The 26,026-nt window shown below is 42.2% G+C and carries 29 protein-coding genes; 16 read left to right on the top strand and 13 right to left on the bottom strand.

What is annotated here, in order from left to right; genetic code table 11:
• Positions 1-10: 10 nt before the first annotated feature.
• Together ispA and xseB are read right to left on the bottom strand one after the other, a co-directional pair.
• Positions 11-892 (bottom strand): (2E,6E)-farnesyl diphosphate synthase, encoded by an 882-nt coding sequence (gene ispA, locus K5R16_RS09175; protein WP_220737267.1) that lies wholly within the window; start codon positions 890-892, stop codon positions 11-13.
• Positions 893-1,132 carry an exodeoxyribonuclease VII small subunit gene (gene xseB / locus K5R16_RS09170; protein WP_220737266.1) on the bottom strand — a complete coding sequence of 80 codons (240 nt, stop codon included), beginning with the start codon at positions 1,130-1,132 and terminating at the stop codon, positions 893-895.
• Between the two features lie 446 nt (positions 1,133-1,578).
• On the opposite strand from xseB, the gene pomA reads away from it, so the two are divergent.
• From pomA to thiI, 3 genes are all read left to right on the top strand, one after another.
• Positions 1,579-2,346 carry a flagellar motor protein PomA gene (gene pomA, locus K5R16_RS09165; RefSeq protein ID WP_220737265.1) on the top strand — a complete coding sequence of 256 codons (768 nt, stop codon included), beginning with the start codon at positions 1,579-1,581 and terminating at the stop codon, positions 2,344-2,346.
• 4 nt (positions 2,347-2,350) lie between these two features.
• Positions 2,351-3,319, top strand: coding sequence for a flagellar motor protein MotB (locus K5R16_RS09160; protein ID WP_220737264.1), 969 nt, complete (start codon positions 2,351-2,353; stop codon positions 3,317-3,319).
• Positions 3,320-3,516: 197 nt separating this feature from the next.
• Positions 3,517-4,971, top strand: coding sequence for a tRNA uracil 4-sulfurtransferase ThiI (gene thiI, locus K5R16_RS09155; RefSeq protein ID WP_220737263.1), 1,455 nt, complete (start codon positions 3,517-3,519; stop codon positions 4,969-4,971).
• 225 nt (positions 4,972-5,196) lie between these two features.
• Here the strand turns inward: thiI and K5R16_RS09150 are convergent, their stop codons facing one another.
• Positions 5,197-5,427, bottom strand: a complete 231-nt coding sequence (locus tag K5R16_RS09150; protein ID WP_220737262.1) for a hypothetical protein — start codon at positions 5,425-5,427, stop codon at positions 5,197-5,199.
• 182 nt (positions 5,428-5,609) lie between these two features.
• Between K5R16_RS09150 and K5R16_RS09145 the strand changes: the two genes are divergently transcribed.
• The 4 genes from K5R16_RS09145 (at position 5,610) to rlmM (ending at position 8,892) form a co-directional block, all read left to right on the top strand.
• Complete coding sequence (locus tag K5R16_RS09145; protein WP_220737261.1) at positions 5,610-6,521, top strand: transcriptional regulator GcvA; 912 nt, start codon at positions 5,610-5,612, stop codon at positions 6,519-6,521.
• 100 nt (positions 6,522-6,621) lie between these two features.
• Positions 6,622-7,230, top strand: coding sequence for an alpha/beta family hydrolase (locus K5R16_RS09140; protein WP_259649818.1), 609 nt, complete (start codon positions 6,622-6,624; stop codon positions 7,228-7,230).
• A gap of 82 nt (positions 7,231-7,312) precedes the next feature.
• On the top strand, positions 7,313-7,699 hold the full coding sequence (locus K5R16_RS09135; RefSeq protein WP_220737260.1) for a DUF423 domain-containing protein: 387 nt from the start codon (positions 7,313-7,315) through the stop codon (positions 7,697-7,699).
• A 107-nt stretch (positions 7,700-7,806) separates the two neighbouring features.
• Positions 7,807-8,892, top strand: a complete 1,086-nt coding sequence (gene rlmM, locus K5R16_RS09130; protein ID WP_220737259.1) for a 23S rRNA (cytidine(2498)-2'-O)-methyltransferase RlmM — start codon at positions 7,807-7,809, stop codon at positions 8,890-8,892.
• A 76-nt stretch (positions 8,893-8,968) separates the two neighbouring features.
• On the opposite strand, the gene K5R16_RS09125 is transcribed toward rlmM, so the two are convergent.
• Entirely contained in the window at positions 8,969-9,979 is a 1,011-nt protein-coding gene (locus K5R16_RS09125) for an isocitrate dehydrogenase (protein WP_220737258.1), read from the bottom strand.
• Between the two features lie 400 nt (positions 9,980-10,379).
• Here K5R16_RS09125 and K5R16_RS09120 point away from each other — a divergent pair, with 400 nt between their 5' ends.
• Complete coding sequence (locus K5R16_RS09120; protein ID WP_220737257.1) at positions 10,380-13,175, top strand: S9 family peptidase; 2,796 nt, start codon at positions 10,380-10,382, stop codon at positions 13,173-13,175.
• A gap of 202 nt (positions 13,176-13,377) precedes the next feature.
• Positions 13,378-13,596: a hypothetical protein gene (locus K5R16_RS09115; RefSeq protein WP_220737256.1), complete on the top strand. Its 219-nt coding sequence runs from the start codon at positions 13,378-13,380 to the stop codon at positions 13,594-13,596.
• An 80-nt stretch (positions 13,597-13,676) separates the two neighbouring features.
• Here K5R16_RS09115 and ruvX read toward each other — a convergent pair whose 3' ends face one another.
• The 4 genes from ruvX to K5R16_RS09095 all read right to left on the bottom strand — a co-directional run bounded on the left by ruvX (position 13,677) and on the right by K5R16_RS09095 (position 15,472).
• The gene (gene ruvX, locus K5R16_RS09110) at positions 13,677-14,099 is read right to left on the bottom strand and encodes a Holliday junction resolvase RuvX (RefSeq protein ID WP_220737255.1); all 423 of its coding nucleotides are present in this window, start codon (positions 14,097-14,099) and stop codon (positions 13,677-13,679) included.
• Between the two features lie 25 nt (positions 14,100-14,124).
• Positions 14,125-14,685: a YqgE/AlgH family protein gene (locus K5R16_RS09105; RefSeq protein ID WP_220737254.1), complete on the bottom strand. Its 561-nt coding sequence runs from the start codon at positions 14,683-14,685 to the stop codon at positions 14,125-14,127.
• Between the two features lie 16 nt (positions 14,686-14,701).
• Positions 14,702-15,031 carry a stress response translation initiation inhibitor YciH gene (gene yciH / locus K5R16_RS09100; protein WP_220737253.1) on the bottom strand — a complete coding sequence of 110 codons (330 nt, stop codon included), beginning with the start codon at positions 15,029-15,031 and terminating at the stop codon, positions 14,702-14,704.
• A 120-nt stretch (positions 15,032-15,151) separates the two neighbouring features.
• On the bottom strand, positions 15,152-15,472 hold the full coding sequence (locus K5R16_RS09095; RefSeq protein ID WP_220737252.1) for a hypothetical protein: 321 nt from the start codon (positions 15,470-15,472) through the stop codon (positions 15,152-15,154).
• 168 nt (positions 15,473-15,640) lie between these two features.
• On the opposite strand from K5R16_RS09095, the gene K5R16_RS09090 reads away from it, so the two are divergent.
• From K5R16_RS09090 to K5R16_RS09075, 4 genes are all read left to right on the top strand, one after another.
• Positions 15,641-16,201, top strand: coding sequence for a DUF4136 domain-containing protein (locus K5R16_RS09090; protein ID WP_220737251.1), 561 nt, complete (start codon positions 15,641-15,643; stop codon positions 16,199-16,201).
• A gap of 396 nt (positions 16,202-16,597) precedes the next feature.
• Positions 16,598-17,827, top strand: a complete 1,230-nt coding sequence (gltS, locus tag K5R16_RS09085) for a sodium/glutamate symporter (protein WP_220737250.1) — start codon at positions 16,598-16,600, stop codon at positions 17,825-17,827.
• A 109-nt stretch (positions 17,828-17,936) separates the two neighbouring features.
• Positions 17,937-18,464: an RNA polymerase sigma factor gene (locus K5R16_RS09080; protein ID WP_220737249.1), complete on the top strand. Its 528-nt coding sequence runs from the start codon at positions 17,937-17,939 to the stop codon at positions 18,462-18,464.
• Positions 18,465-18,466: 2 nt separating this feature from the next.
• A complete protein-coding gene (locus K5R16_RS09075; protein ID WP_220737248.1) occupies positions 18,467-18,835 on the top strand; it encodes a DUF6768 family protein in 369 nt (122 codons plus the stop codon).
• Positions 18,836-18,871: 36 nt separating this feature from the next.
• Here K5R16_RS09075 and K5R16_RS09070 read toward each other — a convergent pair whose 3' ends face one another.
• The 4 genes from K5R16_RS09070 to pepT all read right to left on the bottom strand — a co-directional run bounded on the left by K5R16_RS09070 (position 18,872) and on the right by pepT (position 22,442).
• The gene (locus K5R16_RS09070) at positions 18,872-19,387 is read right to left on the bottom strand and encodes an NUDIX hydrolase (protein ID WP_220737247.1); all 516 of its coding nucleotides are present in this window, start codon (positions 19,385-19,387) and stop codon (positions 18,872-18,874) included.
• A 127-nt stretch (positions 19,388-19,514) separates the two neighbouring features.
• Positions 19,515-20,234 (bottom strand): tRNA (adenine(22)-N(1))-methyltransferase TrmK, encoded by a 720-nt coding sequence (locus tag K5R16_RS09065; RefSeq protein WP_220737246.1) that lies wholly within the window; start codon positions 20,232-20,234, stop codon positions 19,515-19,517.
• Between the two features lie 88 nt (positions 20,235-20,322).
• Positions 20,323-21,030 (bottom strand): NAD-dependent epimerase/dehydratase family protein, encoded by a 708-nt coding sequence (locus tag K5R16_RS09060; RefSeq protein ID WP_220737245.1) that lies wholly within the window; start codon positions 21,028-21,030, stop codon positions 20,323-20,325.
• A 179-nt stretch (positions 21,031-21,209) separates the two neighbouring features.
• Positions 21,210-22,442 carry a peptidase T gene (pepT, locus tag K5R16_RS09055; protein ID WP_220737244.1) on the bottom strand — a complete coding sequence of 411 codons (1,233 nt, stop codon included), beginning with the start codon at positions 22,440-22,442 and terminating at the stop codon, positions 21,210-21,212.
• A 324-nt stretch (positions 22,443-22,766) separates the two neighbouring features.
• On the opposite strand from pepT, the gene K5R16_RS09050 reads away from it, so the two are divergent.
• Both K5R16_RS09050 and K5R16_RS09045 read left to right on the top strand, forming a co-directional pair.
• Positions 22,767-23,537: an ABC transporter permease gene (locus K5R16_RS09050; protein ID WP_220737243.1), complete on the top strand. Its 771-nt coding sequence runs from the start codon at positions 22,767-22,769 to the stop codon at positions 23,535-23,537.
• A 257-nt stretch (positions 23,538-23,794) separates the two neighbouring features.
• Positions 23,795-24,565, top strand: coding sequence for a hypothetical protein (locus tag K5R16_RS09045; protein ID WP_220737242.1), 771 nt, complete (start codon positions 23,795-23,797; stop codon positions 24,563-24,565).
• Between the two features lie 89 nt (positions 24,566-24,654).
• Here K5R16_RS09045 and K5R16_RS09040 read toward each other — a convergent pair whose 3' ends face one another.
• Positions 24,655-24,882 carry a hypothetical protein gene (locus K5R16_RS09040; RefSeq protein ID WP_220737241.1) on the bottom strand — a complete coding sequence of 76 codons (228 nt, stop codon included), beginning with the start codon at positions 24,880-24,882 and terminating at the stop codon, positions 24,655-24,657.
• Positions 24,883-25,256: 374 nt separating this feature from the next.
• On the opposite strand from K5R16_RS09040, the gene K5R16_RS09035 reads away from it, so the two are divergent.
• Positions 25,257-25,925: a GAF domain-containing protein gene (locus K5R16_RS09035; protein WP_220737240.1), complete on the top strand. Its 669-nt coding sequence runs from the start codon at positions 25,257-25,259 to the stop codon at positions 25,923-25,925.
• Positions 25,926-26,026 lie beyond the last annotated feature (101 nt).

The following is a 26,026-nucleotide window of genomic DNA, read 5'->3' as shown; positions in this document are numbered from 1 at the left end:
TGTCTCTTATTTATACTCTTCGCTCAATGATATAACGGGCGAATTCGGCAATTAACTGGCTATTGTATGGTAATTTAGCCAGCGCTGATAGTGCGTCCTCAATCAAACTTGCAGCAGTTTGTTGAGCACCTTCTAAACCAAGCAACTTCGGATAAGTGCTCTTATTTGAATCTGTGTCAGAACCTTGAGGTTTTCCAAGCTCTTCGGTACTGGCAATAATATCTAAAACGTCGTCTTGTACTTGAAATGCTAGCCCTATGGCATCAGCAAAATCGAGTAAAGCTTGCCGTTCGTCATCGTTAATCTTTGCAGCAATAATGGCAAACTCGACTGCACAGCGGATAAGTGCGCCGGTTTTGAGTTTATGCAGCTGGATAAGGGTTGCTAGTTCTATCTGTGCATCGGTGGCACTTAAGTCCATCGCCTGACCGCCGCACATGCCACTGTAACCAGAGGCATTTGCCAAGGCTTTAACCATAGCCAAATTTTGTGATGGGGCAATGTTTTCAATAGGCTCACTGATGATTTCAAATGCCAGAGCTTGCAGGGCATCACCCGCTAAAATCGCTGTGGCTTCATCAAAGGCGATATGCACGGTTGGCTGACCGCGGCGCAGTGCATCGTCATCCATGGCGGGAAGATCGTCATGGATTAGTGAATATGCATGAACACATTCAATTGCCGCGGCGCAAGAATCTAAGGTTTCGAGTTTAACGTTTAGCATATCGCCGATGGCATAAACCAAGAACGGTCGAATGCGCTTGCCGCCAATTAGTGCGCCATGTTTCATCGCAGCTTTTAGCTTAGGGTCGATATCGTCAAGCACATCAATACGAGCAGCGAGCTGCTGGTTGATACGTTGTTGGTAGGTAACAAGTGACTCTGCTAACAATTACTCGCCCTCAATGTCATAAGGCTTAAGCGTGTCAACACCCTCATCAGCCATAAGCACAGCGACTTTTTGTTGGGCATTTTCGAGTTTACCCTGGCTATTTCGCACCAGCTTAATTCCACGCTCAAATTGCTTTAATGCATCATCGAGTGAGACATCACCGTGCTCTAAGTCAGCAACTATTTTTTCTAGTTCGGAAAGTGATTCTTCAAAAGAGAGGTTTTCTGGTTTTTTTGCCACGATGATCATTCCTAGAATTAAGCGATACACAAAGTATATCAGCAGGGCACAAGGGTCAAATTAAGCCGTTGACTATTTGCACAAAAGCACGTTTTCGTGTGAAAAAAGTCCACTTGTAGGGTATTTATTTACGCAATCTCATCAGCCGCTTTTGGTTATAGTCTGTTGAGTGAATACGTGAAATACACATTTGGGATCTATTTTAACGGATTTAACGCAACAAATGCGGGAAATATCACTCAAGAGATCTTAACTTTGGTCGTTATATTAGGTGCAATGTTGAAAATGTGAGTGCTATTTAGCCGTTTATTTACGTGATGCTTGCTGTCACGTTGCAAGCGTAATATTGTCGCTTATGGATTTTATCGACGCTAGCGTTTTTAGTTATTATTGTGAGCATTTGATTGCATTAGCTGCGTGATTATATTGGTATTTGAGGAGCGATTTTGGATTTAGCAACCCTAATAGGACTGATTGGTGCTTTTGGCTTCGTCATCATGGCGATGGCAAGTGGCGGTGGGATCGGCATCTTCATTAATGTGCCCTCAATCTTAATTGTGATGATTGGTTCACTATTTGTCGTGATGATGAAATATAACCTTAAGCAATTTCTCGGTTCTGCCAAAATCGCCGCGAAAGCGTTTATCTTTAAAATTGATAAGCCTGAAGATTTGATTGAACAGTCAATTACTATGGCTGACGCCGCTCGAAAAGGTGGTTTTTTAGCGTTGGAAGAGGCTGAAATTAGCAACAGTTTTATGCAAAAAGCGGTCGACATGCTAGTTGATGGTCACGATGGGGATGTGGTTCGTGACGCGCTGGAAAAAGATATCGCTTTGACTGAAGAGCGCCATAAAACCGGTGTTGGAATTTTTAAATCTATCGGTGATGTAGCGCCTGCAATGGGTATGATTGGTACGCTGATTGGTTTGGTTGGCATGTTATCAAATATGGACGACCCTAAATCGATTGGACCAGCAATGGCGGTTGCTCTACTGACTACACTTTATGGTGCCGTAGTGGCAAATATGGTTGCGCTACCGATTGCGGATAAATTGTCACTGCGCATGAACGAAGAGATGCTTAACCGTAATCTGATAATGGACGCGGTATTGGCGATTCAAGATGGTCAGAACCCTCGTGTTATTGAGGGCTTCCTCAAAAATTACCTTTCTGAAAAATCTCGCACAATAGATACCTTGGACGGGGCTTAGCTCCATGGCCAAAAAAGTCAAATGTGACTGTCCACCACCAGGTGCCCCCTTGTGGTTGGCTACTTTTGCCGATTTGATGTCCTTGTTGATGTGCTTTTTTGTACTCTTACTCGCATTCTCAGAAATGGATGTGATGAAGTTTAAGCAAATTGCTGGTTCAATGAAGTATGCATTTGGGGTGCAAAATAAGGTAGAAGTTAAAGATATTCCTAAAGGAACATCGGTCATTGCATTGGAATTTAGACCTGGGCGTCCTGAGTCTACTCCGATTGAAATTATCAATCAGCAAACCAATGAAATGACTGAGCCGATGTTAGAGTTTCAGGCGGGTGAAGATGACAGTGCTGGTGGCGTACAGCAGCAACGTGGTGAGCAGCGTGGCGGCGAGTCATCATCGACAGCGCAAGAGCAAGAAGATGCACAAGCGCTAGCCAAGTCAACTTCTGAGTCTAAAAGTGAAGCCTCTAAAGCTGAAGCTGCCGCGCAGGAACAAATTAATCAGCAAGTTAAGAAAATGGCGCAAGAGCTCAACAAAGAGATTGTTGATGGCGCGATTGAAATAGAATCTCTCGGCCAGCAAATTATTATTCGTATCCGTGAAAAAGGTGCCTTTGCATCGGGTTCCGGCTTTTTACAGCCACGTTTTAAACCAATTGTTAGACGAGTCGGTGAGCTGCTAAAAGACGTTCCAGGTATTGTTACTGTGTCTGGCCATACAGATGATTGGAATATCTCGAATGAGCTTTATAGTTCAAATTGGGATCTGTCGAGCAAGCGTGCTGTTGCGGTCGCTCACGAAATGATCAGAGTGAAAGGGTTTGATCAGCAGCGGCTCAAGGTTGTGGGGATGGCTTCATCAGCGCCATTGGTCGAGAATAACTCTCAAGCAAATAGGGCGCGCAATCGCCGTGTTGAAATTGCCATCGAACAGGGCAAGGCAAAAGAGTCTGACGAGATCCAAGTCTCAAAATAGTTAATCTAGCCTCTCGAGCAGATAGCAGCTAGCGTTGCTATCTGCACTCCATTTAGGTTTTCCTCTGCTTTATATGCGACTTTCGTGGTTGCAAAGACGAATATTCGCTGATAATGACAGATCAGATATACGCAAACGTGTCTGGATATTGTTATAATCCTCCCATTGCTGTTTAAATTTGCCCCCGCGGAAGACCAATGAAATTTATCGTAAAACTGTTCCCTGAAATCATGATGAAAAGCAAGCCGGTAAGAATGCGCTTTACCAAAATGCTTGAAACCAACATTCGTAATGTACTTAAAAAAGTAGATGAGTCTGCAAAAGTACAACGTCAGTGGGACAAGATCATGGTGATGGTGCCTGATGATAGACCTGATTTGGTTGAGGCATTTGCTGAGCGTTTAGGTTGCATCCCCGGTATTGCCCATGTGCTACAAGTGAACGTCAGCACTTTTGAGTCTGTTGATGACATCTATCAGCAAACGTTAGCCGTCTATAAAGATAAGCTAGCAGGAAAAACATTTTGTGTACGCGTTAAGCGTGCAGGTAAGCATGACTTTAACTCGATTGAAGTTGAACGTTATGTTGGTGGTGGCTTAAATCAGTTTACTGAAGCGGCGGGCGTACGCCTGAAAAACCCCGACATGACGGTAAACCTAGAGATTGATAACGAACAGCTTTACTTGGTTGATAGACGTATTCAAGGTCTTGGTGGTTTCCCAATGGCGACCCAAGAAGATGTGTTGTCGCTAATATCGGGCGGTTTCGATTCAGGTGTCTCTAGCTATCAGTTTATCAAGCGTGGCTCGCGTACTCATTACTGCTTCTTTAATTTAGGCGGTGATCAACACGAAATTGGTGTTAAGCAGGTAGCCTACCATTTGTGGCAGAAATACGGTGAATCACACAAAGTTAAGTTTATCTCTGTGCCATTTGATCCTGTTGTACAAGAGATTCTAGAACGAGTCGACAATGGTCAGATGGGCGTGGTACTTAAACGTATGATGATGCGAGCTGCTGCACGCGTTGCTGACAAAATGGGCATCCAAGCTCTAGTCACTGGTGAAGCGATGGGGCAGGTCTCTAGCCAAACCTTGACTAACCTCAATGTTATCGATCGCTGTACTGAGCAACTTATACTACGTCCGCTAATTGCGATGGATAAGCAGGATATTATCGACATAAGTCGCAAAATTGGCACGGAAGATTTTGCTAAGTCTATCCCTGAATACTGCGGCGTGATTTCACAGAAACCAACCGTAAAAGCGGTACTATCAAAAGTAGAAGCAGAAGAAGCTAAGTTCTCTGAAGATCTCATTGATAGAGTGATTCAAGATGCTGTCATTATTGACATCAAAGAGATTGCAACTCAGATGGACACCAAAATTACTGAAGCTGAGACTGTAGCTGCAATCAGTGCTGATGAAGTGATTATTGATGTACGCGCGCCAGAAGAGGAAGAAAAAGATCCGCTAGCAATCGAAGGGATTGAAACCAAGACGATTCCATTCTATAAGCTAGCGACTCAATTTGCAGATTTAGACAAAGATAAGACTTACTTATTGTATTGCGACCGTGGTGTGATGAGTAAGCTACAGGCGCTTTATCTGCAGGAGCAGGGTTACAGTAATGTTAAGGTTTACCGTCCTTAAAGAGTAGCGACTATAATGCTTTGATGAAAAAGCGACCTTATGGTCGCTTTTTTTGTGATTTTAAAACTGAAAAGTTTTCAGTAGGCACAAAAAAACCACCCTTCATAGGTGGCTTTTTTATATATTAATAACGAGACTGAGATGGATTCCCATCTATGGCATGAGTTTAATCAGCGGATTAAAGTGCCTGAGAGTGTCTCTACTGTATTAATCGTTGTTAAGTGATTAGTCAGCTAGCTGAACTGTTTTAGTCGCTGTCTCTTCTTGCAGCTCATCAGCAACGAGCATAGTGTTTAACTCTTCAGTTAATTGCACCTGCATTAAATCCATGCTTTCTGCTAAGTTAGCAGTTAATGTCGCTTCAAGGTCAGTGGTATCAACAGTAATTTCATCAGCGCTTACTGTAGTAGAAGCTGATAGAAGTGCGATAACAAATACAGTTTTAAGGTTTAACATGTTCAATAGCCTCCAGGCTTAAATTTGGGGTTGTTAGACACTCCCCAATTACGTCGTAGAGGCTGTCCAACTAGTATCATTTCGTTGGCGCAAAATTTAACCAAAAACACTGGCCTTTACAAACGATAAAATGTAACAATGATCATTAGAAAAACTAATCAAAAAACGGGATCTTGATCACTATGGCCAGACGACTACCCCCCCTCAATGCAGTGAAGGCATTTGAGGCTGCAGCAAGGCATTTGAGCTTTACGCGGGCAGCGGAGGAACTGTTTGTGACTCAAGCGGCAGTGAGTCATCAAATTAAGGCGCTTGAAGAATATTTAGGGCTAAAGTTATTTAGGCGTAAAAATCGTTCTCTTTTATTAACAGAAGAGGGACAAAGTTACTTTCTTGATATCAAAGATATCTTTACACAACTCGCTGATGCGACCGATAGATTACTCGCAAGAAGTGCTATTGGTTCCTTGACTGTAGCGACTTCTCCTAGTTTTGCCATTCAGTGGTTAGTGCCTCGACTTGCCAAATTTAGTGAAAAAAATCCAGACATTGATGTACGAATTAAAGCCGTCGATGATGAGGATGGTTCGTTGACCGATGACGTCGATGTTGCCATCTATTATGGCCTCGGAAACTGGAGTGGAATGCGAGCCGATAAACTGCGTAATGAAGTGCTTATTCCAGTTTGTTCGCCTATGTTATTAAGTGGTCCTAAGCCATTAGAGAAACCAAGTGATCTTAGAAATCACACGCTGTTACATGATTCTAGTCGTCAAGATTGGCAAGCTTGGTTTAGACAATGTGGGATTACGGATATTAATGTGAACCAAGGTCCCATATTTAGTCATTCTTCACTAGTGTTACAAGCCGCTGCCCACGGGCAAGGTGTGGCGCTAGGCTACAGCGTTCTGGCAAGACCGGATATTAAAGCCGGTCGTTTGGTATGCCCGTTCCCTGAAGTTCTAGTCAGTAAAAATGCATATTATTTAGTTTGTCAGCAGAACCATTCTGATATTGGTAAGGTTGCGGCTTTTAGAGAATGGATGCTAGACATGTTTGAAGAGGAGACGCGCAGTGAGCTCCTTACCGGATAGATTAAAGCAAGCTTACTTAGAAGGTACGATTTCAACTGCCGCGGAACAGCTCAGTACCGACGAGCTGGTCTATGATGCTAGCGAATACCTTTTAACGCCTTTGGCTGCTAATGATGAGCCAAGCTGCGATACGCTAATTATTCTGGCTCATGGCGCGGGTGCAAATATGCAGCATGAGTTTATGGCGTTATTGGCTAGCGGCCTTGCTCAAGCCAATGTGCAAATTGTGCGCTTCAATTTTCCCTATATGCGCGCCAATGCTATCGATGGTAAACGACGTCCGCCTGATCGCGCGCCAAAATTGATTGCTGATTATGCCTTGCAACTGAGTATATTAAAGCACCATTTTAAGCCACAAAAAGTATTCCTTGTCGGTAAGTCGATGGGAGGGCGTATGTCTGCCATTTTGGCTGAAAGTCTGATGCTTGATGGCGTTGTTTGTTTAGGTTACCCATTTATTCCTTTAAAAGGCGGTGAACCTCGGCTTGAGCCTATCGAGAAGTGCAAAGCACCTCTTATGGTCATTCAAGGCGAGCGTGATAAGTTTGGCCATAAAGGTTTAGTTGAAACTTGGCCGGTAATGGATAAAGTGCAATTGCACTGGTTAACCGATGGCGATCATAGTTTTAAACCAAGAAAGTCGTCAGGTACCACGTTTGAGGCTAATCTAGCGCAAGCTATTTCACAGATCCAGGCGTTCATAGCTTGATAATGTTTTGACGCCGTAGTGTTGAGCTAGCGTAAACTTAATCTAACTCACAGCATAAAGTTGATGAGGTTCAGGAGGCTAAATGCGTAGTGGTTTTTTATTGTTGGCAGCGTTAAGTGGTTTTATGGCTGTAGCCCTTGGGGCATTTGGTGCACACGGACTAAAGAATGTTGCTTCAGCCGAGATGATAGCGATCTTCAATCTTGGGGTTGAGTATCAGTTTTATCATACCTTTGCATTAATAGCGGTAGCGTTTGCTGGCCATTGGCTTAAGTCACGCCTATTGGATTGGGCCGGTTATCTCTTTATGTTGGGTATTGTGCTGTTTTCAGGTTCGCTTTACCTATATGCCTTACTTGGTACCAAGTGGACTGGCCCGATCACACCGCTGGGTGGTGTTTGTTTTCTTCTCGGCTGGTTGTTTATTGCTGTCGCAGTATGGAGAAACCGAGTTAAAGAGCTCGATTAAGCAGTACTACAATATACTGGCAGTACCCTACTGGGCAGTAAAAGTGTAAAATAGCGGGCAGCAGTTTTGTTGGCCGCTATTTTTATTTGTTATCTTCAGGAAATTCAATGATAAACCTATTTTTATTTTGCCGTGCTGGTTATGAGAAAGATTGCGCGGCAGAGATCCAAGTGCGTGCCGCTGAGCTCGATATTGGTGGTTTTGTTAAAACAAACACCAATGATGCTTACGTGATATTTCAGTGTTTCCAAGCGGGTGACGCTGAGATATTAGCAAAGAATATCAGTCTCGATTCGTTGATTTTTGCTAGACAGATGTTTGCCGCTAAAGCGCTCTTAAAGGGATTACCTGAACAAGATCGTATCACACCGATTGTCGAAGCTTTGGCTGATATACATAAGGCGGGTGAGTTACGGGTTGAAACACCTGATACCAATGAAGCAAAAGAGCTGTCTAACTTCTGCCGTAAGTTTACAGTGCCGCTAAGGCAGGCGTTAAGAAAGTCGGGGAACTTGTTAGAGAAAGAAAATCCTAAACGCCCGATTATTCACGTCTGTTTTGTTGCACCAGGCCAAGCTTATGTTGGCTTCTCATTAAGCAATAACAGTTCTCCTTACTTTATGGGGATCCCACGTCTTAGAGTCGCAGCTGATGCACCAAGTCGTTCTACTTTAAAATTAGATGAAGCTTTTATTCACTTTATTCCTAAAGATGAGCAAGAGACCCGTCTTAGCAGTGGTATGAGAGCGGTTGATCTCGGTGCTTGTCCAGGCGGCTGGACTTATCAGCTTGTAAGGCGTGGTATGTTCGTCGCTGCAGTTGATAATGGCGCAATGGATGAAAAGTTAATGGAAACGGGTCAGGTTAAACATTACCAAGCTGACGGTTTCCGTTTTGAACCACCAAGAAAGAATATTACTTGGTTGGTTTGTGACATGATTGAAAAACCAGCTCGAGTGGCTGAGCTTGTTGAAGCTTGGGCGATTAATGGTTGGTTTAAGGAAGCGATATTCAACTTAAAGTTGCCAATGAAGACACGTTATAAAGAAGTGACTATCATACTCGATACTATGGCTGATATCTTAAAAGAGAATGGCATTAAAGACTTTAGTATGGCGGCGAAGCATCTTTATCATGACCGTGACGAAGTCACTGTGCATTTATGTTTAAAGCCAGCTCAGCCCTCTTCATAACGTTAGCGTAATCAAAAAGGCCCCAAGTGTTAAACACTTGGGGCCTTTTTAGTGCGCGTAGCGCAAGAACTTCTACTTACGAAAGACGCTCAATAACTGCTTGAGTGAAATCAGTTGTACCATGAGTACCACCCAAATCACGAGTTGTACGGTCACCTTCTTCAATCACTGCTGTGATTGCATTACGAATAAGTTCCGCTTTGTCGCTCATGCCTAGGTATTCAAGCATTTGAATCGATGCTAGAACAACTGACGTTGGATTGGCAAGGTTTTTACCTGCAATATCTGGCGCACTGCCGTGTACTGCTTCGAAAATTGCGGCATCGCTACCAATGTTTGCACCTGGTGCCATACCAAGACCACCTACAAGACCTGCACAAAGATCTGACAAAATATCACCAAATAAGTTTGTGGTAACAATAACGTCAAAAATCTCAGGGCTCATGACTAGTTTCATACATGTTGCATCAACAATCATCTCTTCAGTTTCGATGTCTGGGTAGCGCAGGCTAACTTCGCGTGCGACTTTTAAGAACAGACCTGAAGTTGACTTCATGATGTTAGCTTTATGAACGATAGTAACCTTTTTACGACCCTCTTTACGTGCTAACTCATAAGCAAAAGTGGTAATCTGCTCTGCACCTTGGCGAGTAATAATACTGGTCGCTTCGGCGGTTGCACCGTCGTCTGAAACCGTTTGGCCTAGACCTGAATACATGCCTTCGGTATTTTCACGCACTGTGATGATATCGATATTGTCGTAACGAGCTTGAGTGCCTTTAAAAGACAATACAGGACGCACGTTAGCGTAAAGGCTAAATTGCTTACGTAGGCTCACGTTAATAGAGGTAAAACCTTCACCAACAGGAGTGGTAAGTGGGCCTTTAAGCGTAATACGGTTTTTCTCAATTAAATCAAGTGTGCGTTGAGGTACTAGTTCACCGTGCTTTTCGAGAGCAACAAGACCTGCGTCTGCAAATTCATACTCAAAATCACAACCCGCTTTATCGAGAATTTTCAGTGCCGAGTCAATAATGCTTGGGCCAATTCCATCACCAGGAATTACGGTTATAGTTCTTTTTGTCATGGATAATCCTACCGCGCTGAGGCGTTACTGCAATTGTCTAGCCATGTCTTAAGGACATAGCAAGTGATTAAAGGTTTGTTGCTAATCATGCTGCACTTGAAGAAATACTGGCTACATTTGTGTTTTCTGCCATAACTGACGTGTAAACACTTGAGTCATATCAGCATTTATTCAAGGGCAACAGCTTCCATTAAAGGAGTAGCAACATGCCTTAGTATTATTTTCGTTTTGTGCGACGTATTTTAAACACTTTTAAACACTTTTCACAGGAAAAGGTGAGCAATCTCACGTTTTTTTCTGTAGGGTAACTTGCATAAATCACCGCTAATGACGATGATTGATCGTTAAAGGTTAAAAAAGTCTACTTTAGTCTAATAACTATATAAAAATGAGGAAGACCTTGAAGTCATTACCTATCAAATCTCTGCTGTTATTTACGGCGAGTCTATTACCAGTAAGCCTCTATGCAGCGACCCATACAATCACTCCTGACGACATCATGAGATTCGAATCACTCAGCAAACCTGTGATCTCGGATACAGGCAAAACTCTGGCGGTTGAGGTTTCACCAGACAGAGGCGATAGCCGCGGTTTAGTTAAAAACCTGACCACAAAAAAAGAGTTTAGTGTAAAAGGTGGCAGCAAGCCAAAGGTAAGCCATGACGGTCGTTATGTTGCCTTTGTTGACAAGCAACCTTTGCTGACAACTGAGATGGCGTCAAAGAAAGAAAAGAAGAAACTTAAGTCAGGTATGGTGTTAGTCGATACCAATACGGGCAAAGAGCTGCGTTATGAGCGGGTTAAGTCGTTTGAATTTAACGAAACCGGCTCACATATAGCCATTTGGTATGAAGCTGAAGACAAGAAAAAAGAGACTAAAGCTAAAGATAACGCTGAAACAAGTAAAAAAGACATTAAAGTTGATGATTACGATAAAGGCTCAACGGTTGAGCTTGTTGCACTTAATGAACTAAAATCGATTACCTTTAAAGATGTTACCGCATTTAATTTTGACAAGTCTGGTAAGCACTTTGCGCTTGCAATAAATAATGTAACGACTGACAAACACGAGCTAAGGTTAGTCAGTTTGGCTAACAATACCGCCAAGATAGTCCATAGTTTAAAACAGCAGCAGCTTGGGTCATTGGCATTAAGTGACGATGGTAAATACTTAGGTTTTACTTTCGGTAATGCTAAACAAGCGCCATTCGGACGCGAATACTCATTATCTCTGTTCAATATTGAGTCGGGAAACATAAGCACTACGCCGACTTCAGAAGAGTGGACTTTAAATCGTTACGCTTCATTACGCTTCTCTGATGACAGTCAACGCTTGTTTTTCGGACGAGTGCCACAGGTCAGTCAACAAATTGAGTTAGCTAAAGTAGAAAAAGAAGCGGATTTGTATGATCAAAATATCATTACCGGTCAACGCGCTCTTCGAGTTTGGCACGGTGATGATCCTCGCATTAAGCCTCATGAAGTAAAGCAGTATAAGAAAGAGCTTAAGCGTACTTATCTTGCTGTACTGCATGTCAGTGGTAATAACCTGGTGCAACTTGCAGACTTGCAAGTTCCTGATGTAGAGATTCAACAACAGCAACGTTATGCGCTGGCTAGTTCTGATCTCCCCTATAGAAAGATGATCACTTGGGCTGGCTTTTATCGTGATTTTTATTTAGTCGATATTAATACCGGTCGTAAAATTCCGGTGTTGAGTCAACAGAGCAGTGGGTCAGAGCCTGTTCTATCACCCAATGAAAAGTTTGTTGCTTATTACCTGCAAGGAAATGCTTTCCTATATGAAATTGCTAATGATAGGAAAATTAATGTCACTAAGAACCTAGATGTATCCTTTGCCGACGAAGATCACGATTATCCATCGAATGCGCCAGGATATGGTTTTGGTCCGTGGCTCGCTGATGATTCAGGGCTGCTTATTTATGACAAGTTCGACATCTGGCAGTTAAATACTCTTTCTCACGAGACCTTTAACCTGACTGCAGGTCAGGGACGTAAAGAGGGAGTGCAATATCGTGTGACTGGATTGGTTGAGGATAAAGACAGTCCAAGTGTATTGAGCAATAACCAACAGGTGCTACTCCAAGGTTATAGCGATATCACCAAAGGTGATGGTTTTTATCAAGCACAAATAGGCACTGCAGGCGTGACTAAACTTGTAGGGGGTGACTACAAGTTAAAGCTACTAGCTCGTAGTAAAGACGCGGAAACCGTGGTGTTCTCTAAAGAGCAATATGATCTCTTCCCTGATCTTTATACCGCTGACTATTTATCACCACAGAACGCAACCCGTCAGACAGATTTAGATAAACAAAGACGGGCATTTAACTGGGGTAAGTCTGAGTTAGTACAATGGACCAATGGCGATGGTAAGTCGCTTGATGGTGTGCTGATTAAGCCGACTAACTACGTTGAGGGTCAGCGTTACCCGGTACTAGTTTACTACTATCGCTTTATGAGTGACAGGTTACATTCGTTCCCGCAAATGAAGCTTAATCATCGTCCGAACTTTGCTTGGTTCGCTGACAATGGTTACGCGGTCTTTTTACCTGATATCCGCTTTGAAGTCGGTTACCCTGGAGATAGCTCTGTACAAGCGTTAACTTCTGGGGTGCAACATCTAATTGATATCGGTATTGCCGACCCACAAGGCGTTGGGATCCAAGGACATTCATGGGCGGGTTACCAAACTGCATTTGCAGTGACTAAAACCAATATATTTAAAGCCGCAGTTACAGGTGCACCAGTGTCTAATATGACAAGTGCATACAGTGGCATACGTCATGGCAGTGGTTTAGCAAGGCAGTTTCAGTATGAAACGGGTCAAAGCCGCATAGGTGAAAGCCTATTCAAATCACCACAAAAGTACATCGAGAATTCGCCTGTATTTTATGTTGAACGAATTAACACGCCAATGATGATTATGTTTGGCGATAAAGACGATGCAGTGCCTTGGGAGCAAGGTGTTGAGTTGTATTTAGCGATGCGCCGAGCTGGTAAAGATGTGGTATTCCTGCAGTATCAGGATGAACCTCATCACCTTAAAAAGTACCCTAATAAGTTAGATTACAGTATTCGAATGATGGAATATTTTGATCACTACTTAAAAGGTAAACCTGCACCTCAGTGGCTTAAAGAGGGTGAAGCTTACACTGAGTATAAAAAAGCAGATTAGCGATAAGCGTTGAAAATAGCCGAGGTGATTAGTTACCTCGGTTTTTTTATGCCTAAAATTAAGGAAAAGTAACAATGAGTCACGCTGGAAATGCTAAATAATATCAGGCTTGTAAATCTTATGTTTTCTGATATGTTCAATAAGCAACCTAAATAAAGAGTAGCTGGATGTCACTCTAAACCTAAACTACAAGGAAGTAATAATGAAAAATATCACATCAGTTGGTTTTATACTTTGCGTGTCTGCTTTATCAGCCTTGTCTTATAGTGCCTATTCGGGTGCAAAGGCGTTGGAAGGGGAACCCGAGTGGGAGGCTAAAGTCGCTAGCAGTGAGGAGTTAGAAAAGCTGCGATTAGAGCTGTTGATTAAACAGCTTGAGGAAGAAGAGCAAGAGAAAGAACAAGCAAATTCAAAAGATTAATCTTAACTTTTTATTTTTAACGTTTCTTAAGCGAAAAAGCAGCTCGTAAGCTGCTTTTTCAATATGGAAATGAATATGGCTTAGCTATATTGATTTTCAAAGTAGCTTTCAATAATCAATACTGCAGACATTGCATCGACTTGGCCTTTGGTTAGTGCTTTATAGCCGCCCATCTCAAAAAGTCGTGCTTTGGCATCTGCTGTTGTTAAGCGCTCATCCTGAGTAACCACTTTGACGCCGAAACGCCCATTTAGCCTGTTACCAAATTTTTTGGCTCTAAGTGTTATCTCTTGTTCAGTACCGTCCATATTGAGAGGTAGGCCCACCACAATTAAGTCAGGTTTCCATTCAGTAATAATTGCAGCTATCTCTTCCCATTTAGGGATACCGTCAACCGCTTTTATCGATATTAATGGTCGTGCGCTTGCTGTTAATTGTTGGCCAATTGCGATACCAATACTTTTTGTACCGTAATCAAAACCTAATACAGTTTGTGAACTCATTTCTCACTCCAGAGTTTGACTTACTTTACGCGTGTCCTGCCAAATTGGACAGTTGCCAGATATCAAAGCCAAGTGACTCTGCTGCTAGTTGCCAGCGCTCTTCATGTTCAATATCAAAAAGAAGTTCAGCGGTTGCAGGAACGGATAACCAAGAATTATCCGCTATCTCTTGCTCTAGTTGGCCTCTTGTCCACCCTGCATAGCCCAGTGCGATAAGAAATTTATCGGGCGCTTTATCTGAACCTAAACAACTAAGAATATCTTGAGAAGTGGTCAGCATCAGTGAGTCAGTAATGGGATCACTATTGCTCCAGCAATCTTGGTTGGTATGCAGTACAAAGCCGCGCTCAGGATTAACTGGGCCACCCACAAGTACTTCTCTACCGAGTGAGGTAACTGGTTGCGGCTCTTCCGCGAGTTCCATCTGTTGTAACAGTTCATCGACGATGATGCCGCTAGGGCGGTTAATCATAATCCCCATTGCGCCTTTTTCATCATGTTCACAGATATAGATGAGTGAGCGTTCGAAAAAAGTATCATTCAAAGAGGGCATTGCGATAAGAAATTGATTTTCCAAGCTATCCATAAAACGTCCTTAGTGGTTAGCCGCCAGCAAGCTTTACTGTGTAACCTAACTTTTCGAGTAGCGCTTTAAGTTGCTCTCTATTATCTGTTTGCACTTCAATACCAAAATCTTTGACAGTACCGCCACAGCCGCACTGTTTCTTTAGCTTTTGGGCCAGGGTTTTAAGCTCTTTTTCTGCAAGGCCTAATCCCTTAATAACCGACACGCCTTTTCCTTTTCGGCCTTTGCTATCTTTATGTATTCTGACAATACCATCACCAGTTGGGGCACTTTGAGTCGCTTTTTCCTCGGTGATTCTGCCAATATCGGTGCTGTAGACTAATGAGACGTTCGGATCGGATTTCATAAATATTATTGATGAATTACTGATAAGCGTAGTCTAACAAAGATGCTGTTGAAGCGGGAGTCAAAAGAGTGGATATCTTCAATCGCCAATAGCTAATGGTATTGGCGACCAAGAACAAGGTTAGAGGTATAAAGAAAGCTCTATTAGTAATGCTGCAAAGGTTAAGCTGGCTATCACTGCGAGATATCGGTGCAATTGAGGTAAAGCAACTGCGCAGGAAGTGAGTACAAACCCAACAGCGGTTCCTGCAAAGGGGGTGATTGGAGCACTGATGATGGCAACAACTAGCCAAGTCAGGACGATAATAGGTAACAATAGCAACGAATGCTGGCTTAGCTTACTAAAGAAAGACGGGCTATTGTCAGCATGTTGAACCGCTTTTTCTGGCGTAAAGACAAACATAATACTTGCAGCAATAATAGCGATGATGAACCAGAGCATAATAAAAAAGCCTATTTAACAGTAACTGATAATCATTATCATTAACTTAATTACTTAAGTCAAGCTGAACCAGAAGCTGATTTACTAAAATTGAGTTGTAGATTAATAGATTGCTATGTAAGCTTATTTAAAACAGTGTCTGAATGCCGTTGGCATAGTGGAGAGAATATGAAAAAGGTTTTAGTTATTATTGCTGCATTAGCACTTAGTGCTTGTAGCTCACTTAAGACAAGCTCTGATTATGATCCAGGGGTTAATTTTGCAGATGTCAAAACCTATGCTTGGGTTGAAAAAAAGACCGATAAAGCGGCATATCATCTTGATGGATTAATGGATCAACGTATACGTTCAGCGGTTAACGACCAGCTGCAACTTAAGGGGTTAAGCTTAGTTGGTGCAGACAAAGCAGATGTATTAGTTAACTATCTTACTAAAGTTGATAAGAAAATTAATGTCGATACCTTTAATAGTAACTATGGTTATAACCCATATTATGGCGCTGGCTGGGGCAGAGGAATGGGGATGGGTCATACTCAAACCACTGTGCGCGAATATGAAGTTGGAACATTGATTGTTGATTTGGTCGATACCAAATCAGGTAAGTTGATGTGGCGTGGTTCTGTCGCTGATACTGTGCGCGACAAAGATACGCCAGAAGAGCGTGTTGAAGTTGTTAACGCTGCCATAGGTGCACTGTTACAAAGCTATCCGCCTCAACCTGAAAAGTAGAGTTTAAGATTAAACGGCCGATTGGCCGTTTTTTTTATCTTCACATCTAATAATCAGCAGGCACACCGTTGATTGCTGCCACCAAATCAGCTTGATTGTAACTAGCGATTGTGAAAGTTTTCTTTAACGCTAGCCTTAGCCTATACGAATTTGTGAAAGAGAAATAAGCGACTAGATTCGTCTTTGATAAATTCACAGCGTGGTTATGGCGGATTAGTTGAAACCTTTGTCGAGGTTAATTTCGGCTCATTTAGATCTCTATTTACGCTATGTCATGGCGTTAAAACCTGTTAACTTTAATGTTGATAACATCTGTTTAACCTTTTGCTGCGCTTCGGCGCTATATCAAATGATTGTATTGTTTTTTTCAAAGTATTTTTAGGGATAGCTATCTTTATGGAACCACAATTAGTAGAGATTAAAGACTTTGTGTCTTTCACGCTCGCCATTATTGCGCTGTTTATTGGTAAAGGGATTATCTCTCGCTATGAATTGTTGCGTAAATACAGTATTCCAGAACCTGTAGTGGGTGGTTTTGCTTGTGCTGCAGTGGTTGGCATATTGTATTACGCCTTTGATATTCAAATTGAGTTCAATCTAGCGGTCAGAGATACATTATTGCTGTACTTTTTTGCGGGAATTGGACTGAAAGCTGACTTTGCCACTTTGCTCAAAGGGGGCAAGCCGTTGCTGATCCTGATTGTATTGGCAAGCGTGTTTATCTTTTTACAGAATTTCACCGGGGTAACTGTTGCGACGCTGTTTGGATTAGATCCCAAAGCTGGCTTGATGTCGGGTTCGATTTCACTTATCGGCGGTGTAGGCACTGCGATGGCTTGGACGCCGACTTTCGTTGAAGAGTTGGGGATCGTCAATGCCAGTGAACTTGGTATCGCATCAAATACTTTAGGCCTTATTTCTGCTTGTGTGATTGGTGGCCCAATCGCCGCCTATTTGATGAAGCGTCATCAAGTAAAAGCTAATCATAATGAAGAGCTTGATATTGGTACCAGCCATCAAAATAATACTTCGCATATGAAGGTTGATTATTTTGGGGTATTACGTGCTTGGTTATGGCTAAACGTTACGCTTATTGTTGGTTATTTCATCGACCTGTCGATGCAAGAGGCGGGACTAAAACTGCCTATGTTTGTTGCTTGTTTATTGGCTGGGATCATCATCGGAAACTTAGGCCGAGCAATAATCAATCGTCGTAAGAACAAAGACCGGACTTATATCGAAGATGCTTCTCGTGGTCTGTCTTTAATTCAAGATATCTGCCTTGGCATGTTTCTCACCATGGCATTGATGAGTTTAAAGATCTGGGAGCTTGAGGGCAGTTTATTATACATTTCGGTGGTGATGACTCTACAAGTGCTACTTTCTGTGGTGTTTACTATATTCGTTGTGTTTCGCTTGATGGGTAAAGATTATGAGGCTGCGGTGATCTGTTCTGGTTTTGGCGGGGTGACGCTTGGTTCTACTGCGACCGCAATTGTTAACATGACAGCGGTGACTCAGCAATATGGAGCAGCGCACAGAGCATTTATTATTGTGCCATTAGTGTGTGGTTTCTTCATCGATATTATTAATGCAATGATTATCAATCTGTTTGTTTATTTCTAATATTTAGAAGATTGAAAGGGAGCATTTGCTCCCTTTTTTATTTTTAGTGAACCTTTTATCTCTAGTAATCGTCTTTGTAGTAAATACTAGATGGAGTGACACATAAACTATGCTGCAAGCGCAAGTTGAGTTGTGGGTATTAGAAGCTCAAGCGGGAGATAAGCACGCTTTTTCAGCATTGTGCCAACACTTTTATCCGAGTGCGTTGGGGTTTGCTGCAAAAATAGCGGGTGACTCTACCTTGGCACAAGATGCGGTGCAGGATGCACTGATCAAGTTATCGAAAACAATTTATAAACTCGAGGATCCAGCAACCATCAATGCTTGGGTATTTAGGCTCGTTCGTTGGCAAGTGTTGGACTATCTGAAAGTTAAGAATCGTTATAAAAGTTTGTCAGATATAGAAATTAGCGAGTGTGAGGCGGTCGAAACAGAGCCGGAAGAGGTTATGGAGGGAGTCAAACTAGGGCTTTCCAAACTGCCACCGCTTGAAGGGCAGGCAATATACCTATTCTATTTAGAAGAGTTGAGTATTGCTGAAATTTCAAACATTTTGGAGATCCCGGAAGGTACCGTTAAATCACGCTTATTTAGAGCTAGAAAGTTATTTAAACAGGTTTTAGAGCAGGAGAATTAGTTATGGATATCGATAAAAAGATCCGCCAAGAATTAGCTAAAGAGAAGGCTCAATTGAGTCAGCAGCAAACCGCTGATGCATCTTTATTTGCGATGCTGGGCGATGCCTACAAAGGTCGCTTAGGTGGTTGGATGGTGTTGATGAGTATTATTGCTCTGTTACTCAGTGGCTTGATGCTGTGGTCAGGTTATCAGTTCTTCTTTGTGGTTGAAAGTTTACATGAACTCATCCGTTGGGGAGTGACCTTGTTGCTCAGTAGCATGATGCAGATAGCGATTAAGATGTGGACCTTTAACGAAGTTAACCGTAATGCATTGCAGCGTGAGATAAAACGATTAGAGCTGGCTATTGCGACGAAAGAGTCACTGTAGTCTGGTAAGGCTTCGCTATGTAGAAGCCTTTAACTGTTACAGAAGCTCTTTTACTATACGTTTTAGCAAATAGGTTTCACGGTCAATCGACATTCCTTTTTTTGGGCTATTGGCTATGGTGTGCTCATTGTGAGCAATGGCTTGATGGATATTGATCCACAAGGGGCGCATGCCATTTTGGATCTCATGTTCTTCAAGCCGAGTTTCCCCAAGCTCTGGGTGAATAGTGCAAACAAAACAGAATGACTCCATGTGCACGATGTCAAAACCCTCTTTGTACCAGGGCCTAAACTCTTCATAACGACCAAACTCACTGATCACATCAATATGTTTGGCACCGGTTTCTTCCTCTAGCTCTCTGATTAAGCCTTGGCGTAGATCTTCGCCTTCGTCTACACCGCCCCCAGGGATACTGTAGTCATGGTAGCGCTCGGTGTATAGCATTAGAATATTCTCACCATCAAGAATAATTCCGCGCGCTGCTTGGCGGTGGAATCGTTCACCTTCGAGGGACGCTAGGTCAGGATGGATAGTGGATCTTAAAAGCTGCATAGTTTTAATCGGCCTAATGTTTTGCAAGTGTTGTATCGAGGGAGAAAAGCAACTGGTCGCCGATTGTACGCGATACGATTATTGAATGCCTCTAATTATTAGGGCAATTTTAGAGCGGAGCTAAACACTACTTTTTGTCGGGTGTCAGTGCTTGATATTGCTTAATGATATTCGACACAGCTTCAGCTGAAACATCAGTTACTGAGGTTGTCGTGTTAATTCGCCTGCTCAATTGACCAGACTCAATACGCTGGTAGTGAGATAAGGTTTTTTGCAAATAGCGCTGATCGAGCGTGCGGGTCAAATCCCACATCTGGCTACCAACCAATGATATTGGCAATTTAGAGTGAGTCGAAACATGCAGCACCTCATAGAAGCGGCGGTTTTCTTCTAGCAGACGCTCATCAATCAGGCCAAGTCCTAGGTCTTTGAGTGCTTTACGGACTTCAAAAATATGGTGGACAGGGCATAAGATAAACTCAAGTTGCTGTAGTGGATGAGCTGCTATGATTGCGTCGACTAAGCTGATTAACAGTTCACCGCCGACTCCTGCAATGATGATCAGCTGGCTATCCGTTCTTTTAACCAATGGTAACAAAGCGACATCTATACAATGTACTTGCCAACGCTGTTCCTTCCCATTCGCAGCGGGGTAAAAACGCTCAAGTTTATTGCTTACCTCTCGCATTAAATCAGGTACAACATCAACAAAATGAACCACTGAAGCTCGATCATTATCTAATAGCTTGGCACCTAACAAGCCATGATCGCAGCAACAATCCCATATATGCTCATAGCGGTTGTTTACCATGGATTCAATTAAGTTTAGGCGCTGGCTTATTTTCATCTGCAGTTGTGACGTTCAATTTAAAAGAGGAGGGCATTCTAATCTATCTTCTAACGATATAAACCCCATGTGCCTTTAATTTGGCAAATCACAGCATATCTTCATTATTTACTCTAATGACTCGGGGCTCAATTGTGTTTATAGACTGATGGTTAGACTCATTGGAGCGTGAACCCAGAGCGAGGTTCAGCATTGCTGCGGCAACCTTGTCACCCGCAATTGGTTGATAACGTTTCAATGGTCCAATAAATAGCGGAGAAATTAGATTAAAAATTGTTTGCCCGAAAGATTCGAGCGGACGATGTTCAGTGCGTTCGCCAATAAGCAGACTTGGCTGGAAAAATACCAGCTTATGGACTGCGCTTTCAGTCTGCAGGTTGTCAGATAAATTAGACTCTAATGTCGCTTCTGTCTCGCCTTTGACTCGATTATAGAAAGAGTTTGATTGAGCATTCGCCCCAAGTGCGGTGACAATAAAGTTACTGTTTGCCTGACATAATTGCACGAAATCGACAACGGCGGTTTTATCTACGGCAATGAATGCATCTTGGCTCCCCGCTTGTTTGATAGTGGTACCCAAACAGCAAAATGCTTGATCTATATTTTCTGGTAATGAGAGTGTGGCGAGCTCGTCTAATTGGCAGGCGATGAATATAACCTCTGTGGTGCTAGAGGGCTGATAGCTAGCTTGGCGGCGGCCTAACATATAAATTTTGTTATAGGCAGTAGAGTCTATTAGCTTTTGCAGTAGGTGCTGACCAATTAAACCCGTAGCGCCGATAATGGCTGCATTCATAAATGGTTTTCTTTCTCTAAATAGGTTGTAAATAGTGTAGATGCAAACAGAGTCTATTTATATCTTTTCTGCCATAAATCAACGCTGATAAAGCGGGAGTTACCTTGGCTCAACTTATAAAAAATGCCGATTTTAGAATCGGCATTAGCTTATTTGCTGAGGAGACTTGATCGCAGGTATTAAGCTCGTACCTGCTCAGTTGCTGTCAATCTTGCTATCTCTATAATGGTTAGCGTTGCTTTTTCCATAGATTCGAGACAAACATATTCATGCTTTCCATGGAAATTGTGGCCACCGGTGAAGATATTCGGACAGGGGAGCCCCATATAGGAAAGACGTGCGCCGTCAGTACCACCTCTAATCGGCTTTACAATAGGAGTGATATCTAAGTTAAGCATTGCTTGTTTGGCTATATCGATAATATGTGGGTGTGGCAAGATCTGCTGTTTCATGTTGAGATAAGAATCTTCAAGTGCAATAGATAGCTTGCCTATTTTTAACTCACTATTATATTTTGCCACTAAATCGGCTAACCAGCGTTTTCTTTGTTCAAACAGTGTTAAATCAAAATCTCGAATAATATAGGTGAGTGTGGCTTTTTCGGTGACGCCTTCCATGCCAATAAGGTGGAAAAAACCATCATAGTCAGCACTAAATTCTGGTGTGTCTTTTAATGGCATTTTTGCATGGAAGCGGGCTGCCATAGTCTGAGCGTTGATCATGACGCCGAACGCACTGCCTGGATGGCAGTTATTGCCTGTTGCTGTTATTACTGCTGTAGCGGCATTGAAGTTCTCGTATTCGAGCTCGCCAACTTGTCCACCGTCGACAGTGTACGCCCAGCTAGCGCCAAAGCTTTCGACGTCAAAGTGGTCTGCTCCGCGGCCAATCTCTTCATCAGGTGTAAAGCAAAGTCTAACTTTACCGTGAAGGATCTCTGGGTGAGTGATTAAGTGGTGTAGAGCGGTAATGATTTCTGCAATACCAGCTTTATCGTCTGCACCGAGCAATGTGCTGCCATCGGTAGTGATGAGCGTTTGGCCAACATATTGGTTGAGGCTTTCAAATTGAGCTGGTGAGAGAGTCTCTTCTAGACCTAATGCTATTGCTTGGCCATTATAGTTTTCGATGACTTGCGGTGACACTTCATCGCCGCTGTAATCTGGAGCAGTATCCAAGTGGGCGATGAACCCAATACAAGGAACATTGTCTACAGTTGCAGGAACCGTTGCTGTTAAGTAGCCTTTATCTGAAAGTTGTACTTCATCAAAGCCTAAACTGACCAGCTCTTGACGCAGGAACTGGGCAAATACAAACTGGTTATGAGTACTTGGGACGCTGTGATGTTCACCGTCAGACTGAGTATTAAAGCCGACATATTTGAGGAAACGTTCACGTAGATATTGCTTCATATTCAAGTTTTCTAATAACGAAAAGTGGTCAGAGTCTAACAAGGCGTAAAATGAAATCATTAGATATTGATCAAGTTTTGTTTAATCCAAATTTGAAATATTGAGCTAGTCTCGACTAAGCATTCTCACTATTTGCCTTTTCAGTGTTTTAACTCTCAAGTTAATCCGTTGTTTATTCATGTAACTTTCAATATCCAACGTATTAATCGCCGTGGTGTTCTGTAGATTTTGGTGATTAAGGTTTATCTGCTAATAAACGAGATTTCTTCAACAATTACGATTATATTGCCTAGTTAACGAGATTAGCATTAGAGAAGAGTTGTGATGGATATTAGCTGGTGGCAGTTAGCAGGCTTTATGATTATATTGCTGATCCCGTTTGCGATTAGTCGCTACTTCGAACTCGGCTTGAATAAAGATATGCTTTATGCGGTCATACGTATGTTGGTTCAACTCATTTTAGTTGGCGTCTATCTGCAATACTTATTTGAGTTAAATAGTCTATCGGTCAATTTTCTATGGTTAGTGTTGATGTTGTTAATTGGCGCAAGTGCGATTGTGAGTAAAGCAAAACTATCACGACGATTACTCTATTTTCCTGTACTTACTGGCCTGTCTATCGGCTTGTTTCCGATACTATGGCTGATGATTGTTTATTTGTTATCTCCAGAACCTCTATATAGTGCTCAATACTTGATACCGACAGCAGGAATGTTGTTGGGAAACTGTTTAAGCGGCAATATTGTCGCTTTACAGCGATTGTTCGGCGCTTTTGAAGATAGGAAGGCTGAATATGAGGGAGCACTTGCGCTTGGTGCGAGCAGCTACCAAGCAGCGCTGCCCTTTATTAGATCTGCAATGCAGCAATCTTTCGCACCGATATTGGCTTCAATGGCCACCACTGGATTAGTAACCCTACCGGGCATGATGACTGGACAGATTTTAGGTGGCGTCGATCCGTTGATCGCGATTAAGTATCAAATTGTTATTCTAGTCGCTATTTTTGTCACCTTAACAGTTTCAGTATCTAGTTCGTTACTGCTGAGTATTAAAACTGCGGTAACCGTTAACGGTAGAGTTAAAGGCGTTCCTTAATTTGTCGCAGTTACTTTTGTCTACGACATGATTACCTATAAAAGCTCATACAGTGAATAACTCAAAGGCATTGAATTTTTTCTGCAAATCATCTGATCTATTTTAGGTAATCCATTGAATATCTACTACGCTTACTATTAGCTAATTATAGCGACGATTCATAACCTTAAGTTCTTCACTTGACCGCATTTTATTGGGAATGGTCAAATAGGTATTGGCTTGTCATTGCTTACTGAATCAATGGGAACGGAACGCCTATGTTTAAGTCTTATATCTCTAAATCGAAAATATTGAATGGGTTATTGTCATGCTTATTCACCTCTTTGCTATTAGTGACTCAAAGTGTAAAATCTGAGACTTGGAAGTTTGAAATATCTCCCTACCTTTGGCTTGTTAATCAGCAAGGTCAAACTGGGTATATCGACGAAAACGGGGTCCCAATTGTTGTTGATATGGATATGTCATTTAGCGAAATATTTGAAAACTTAGATGGGGCTGCACTGCTTAATTTTCAAGCAAACAAAGCTGACTGGCAATTTTGGTTAGACTTAGTTTATATGAAACTCAAATATGAGACCAAAACAGACTTTGCTTCAGCTGAACTGACTGCCAAACAAAAGATGCTCGATATCGTAGCGGCTTACCGCTTTTCAAATGAAGCTAACAATCAATGGTATGTCTATGCCGGCGCGCGTGCTGTCGACATCAGTAACACACTAGAGGTTCGTTTTTTTGAATTGAATAGAGAGCCGAGTTTTGGCGATGATTGGTATGATCCGCTGATAGGAATTAAAAATAAGTGGAGCTTTAGTGAGGGCTTTTACCTTATAAGTCGTGCCGATGTAGGTGGTTTCGGCATCGGCTCTGATTTTTCATGGGGAGTGAACTTAACCATGAACCAAGATCTCTCTGAGAACTGGGCATTAAAATACAGTTTTAGGTATTTGGACCTTGATTATGATGACAATGATTTTATATTTGATATGGCTTCAAGTGGCTTTGGGTTAGGTATAACCTATCAATTTTAATAAAGTTCAACGCCTTTTACACAATGGCTGCTTTTAGCTCTGAACGTAAAACTAAAATAAGCAGCCTGCTAACAACTAAGATTTATGCTTTATAGAACTAATTCCATATCTAGCTCAATATCAGTGCAACCTTTTTTGCAGCGGATCCCCGAAATTGTTTCTTGTTGATCTTTCGTCGGTAACTTCATCTCTAGCGCTTGCTTACATATAGGGCAAAGTACGGTATTCCCTTTGAAAACTCTCTTAATAAGGTTTTTTTGCTCATTAAAAGATTTAGCGGTGGTGTCATTGATTACTGAGAAATCCATCTTTGCCATTTGGGCTTACCTTAAATAGTGACTACTAGTGTTAATAGAGGTCGAGTATATCTATGCCAAAGCTAATGTGGAAGGGAAAGCTGTTATCTCCGACAATTCAAAAGATTGAACGATTCCTATTTAATTTTAACATTTTTAGCATTTGTTGCTAGTCAATATGTTCTTGTGGAGACTATGTGGTTAAATACTCCAAAACTGGCTAGTTAACTATCCTGAATTAGTACAAATAATTAACGCATAATATCTTTGCATGCAATATGCAAAGTGTTTTATCTGATTTTTGGAGAAGTCGCGGTTTACTGATTGTAAGATGTTGGCTATTGAGTAAAATAAACCAATAATTTTTGAATTATCTGTAGAGCATACTAATAATAATGAACGCTCATAGTACCAAGAATGAATACTATCCTAGCCCTATCAAAACATGTGCTATTAGTGCAAAACGCTATGCTGCCATCTTAGCTATGTTAGTCGGTGAGTCGCCATTAAAACCCGTCTTACATGCAATTGTACGGCTAATTGAAGAGAAGAAGATCGGTAGCAAGGGGTCTATATTATTACTCAGCGCTGATGGTAAACGGCTACTTAAAGCGGCGGCTCCGAATATTTCAGAACATTATAATAATGCTATTCATGGTATTGAAATTGGGCCTAATGTGGGCTCCTGTGGTGCGGCTGCGTTTTCTGGGAAACGGGTTATTGTTGACGATATTGCGAGCCATGATAATTGGGTTCTTTATAGAGAATTACCGCTGTCTGTTGGTTTGAAGTCCTGCTGGTCTGAGCCTATTCTAGGGGCTGACGGCCGGGTATTAGGTACATTCGCGATGTATTACAGCGAGGCCAAAAGTCCAAATGCCGATGATTTAGAGCTGATCTCTGAGGCGGCGCTGCTTGCAAGTTTAGCTATTGAACGCGATCGCTCATCTAGATTTCAACGTTTATGTGGTGGGATCTTTGAGCAAATGCCGTTAGCGATTTTAATTACCGATGCTAACGGTACGGTAATCGATGCCAACCCTGAGGGATCCCCACGAATTTAATAGCTTGCTTGTGGATCCCGAACTAAGCCTTGCAGTGTATTAATGGCCGTTCGCCAATGCGACTTCAGCAGCCTCAACTTCCTGTCTTTGTATGCTCTCAA

Source organism: Shewanella sp. c952 (assembly GCF_019654975.1).
GTDB lineage: Bacteria > Pseudomonadota > Gammaproteobacteria > Enterobacterales > Shewanellaceae > Shewanella.
The sequence above is the reverse complement of the archived record's forward strand: the minus strand, read 5'-3'. Positions and strand labels throughout refer to the sequence as shown.

Coding starts and splice junctions, on each gene's coding strand:
- K5R16_RS09160 (WP_220737264.1), top strand. CDS start 2,351: ATGGCCAAAAAAGTCAAATGTGACTGTCCACCACCAGGTGCCCCCTTG.
- thiI (WP_220737263.1), top strand. CDS start 3,517: ATGAAATTTATCGTAAAACTGTTCCCTGAAATCATGATGAAAAGCAAG.
- K5R16_RS09150 (WP_220737262.1), bottom strand. CDS start 5,427: ATGTTAAACCTTAAAACTGTATTTGTTATCGCACTTCTATCAGCTTCT.
- K5R16_RS09145 (WP_220737261.1), top strand. CDS start 5,610: ATGGCCAGACGACTACCCCCCCTCAATGCAGTGAAGGCATTTGAGGCT.
- K5R16_RS09135 (WP_220737260.1), top strand. CDS start 7,313: ATGCGTAGTGGTTTTTTATTGTTGGCAGCGTTAAGTGGTTTTATGGCT.
- rlmM (WP_220737259.1), top strand. CDS start 7,807: ATGATAAACCTATTTTTATTTTGCCGTGCTGGTTATGAGAAAGATTGC.
- K5R16_RS09125 (WP_220737258.1), bottom strand. CDS start 9,979: ATGACAAAAAGAACTATAACCGTAATTCCTGGTGATGGAATTGGCCCA.
- K5R16_RS09115 (WP_220737256.1), top strand. CDS start 13,378: ATGAAAAATATCACATCAGTTGGTTTTATACTTTGCGTGTCTGCTTTA.
- ruvX (WP_220737255.1), bottom strand. CDS start 14,099: ATGAGTTCACAAACTGTATTAGGTTTTGATTACGGTACAAAAAGTATT.
- K5R16_RS09105 (WP_220737254.1), bottom strand. CDS start 14,685: ATGGATAGCTTGGAAAATCAATTTCTTATCGCAATGCCCTCTTTGAAT.
- yciH (WP_220737253.1), bottom strand. CDS start 15,031: ATGAAATCCGATCCGAACGTCTCATTAGTCTACAGCACCGATATTGGC.
- K5R16_RS09095 (WP_220737252.1), bottom strand. CDS start 15,472: ATGCTCTGGTTCATCATCGCTATTATTGCTGCAAGTATTATGTTTGTC.
- K5R16_RS09090 (WP_220737251.1), top strand. CDS start 15,641: ATGAAAAAGGTTTTAGTTATTATTGCTGCATTAGCACTTAGTGCTTGT.
- gltS (WP_220737250.1), top strand. CDS start 16,598: ATGGAACCACAATTAGTAGAGATTAAAGACTTTGTGTCTTTCACGCTC.
- K5R16_RS09080 (WP_220737249.1), top strand. CDS start 17,937: ATGCTGCAAGCGCAAGTTGAGTTGTGGGTATTAGAAGCTCAAGCGGGA.
- K5R16_RS09075 (WP_220737248.1), top strand. CDS start 18,467: ATGGATATCGATAAAAAGATCCGCCAAGAATTAGCTAAAGAGAAGGCT.
- K5R16_RS09070 (WP_220737247.1), bottom strand. CDS start 19,387: ATGCAGCTTTTAAGATCCACTATCCATCCTGACCTAGCGTCCCTCGAA.
- K5R16_RS09065 (WP_220737246.1), bottom strand. CDS start 20,234: ATGAAAATAAGCCAGCGCCTAAACTTAATTGAATCCATGGTAAACAAC.
- K5R16_RS09060 (WP_220737245.1), bottom strand. CDS start 21,030: ATGAATGCAGCCATTATCGGCGCTACGGGTTTAATTGGTCAGCACCTA.
- pepT (WP_220737244.1), bottom strand. CDS start 22,442: ATGAAGCAATATCTACGTGAACGTTTCCTCAAATATGTCGGCTTTAAT.
- K5R16_RS09050 (WP_220737243.1), top strand. CDS start 22,767: ATGGATATTAGCTGGTGGCAGTTAGCAGGCTTTATGATTATATTGCTG.
- K5R16_RS09045 (WP_220737242.1), top strand. CDS start 23,795: ATGTTTAAGTCTTATATCTCTAAATCGAAAATATTGAATGGGTTATTG.
- K5R16_RS09040 (WP_220737241.1), bottom strand. CDS start 24,882: ATGGCAAAGATGGATTTCTCAGTAATCAATGACACCACCGCTAAATCT.
- K5R16_RS09035 (WP_220737240.1), top strand. CDS start 25,257: ATGAACGCTCATAGTACCAAGAATGAATACTATCCTAGCCCTATCAAA.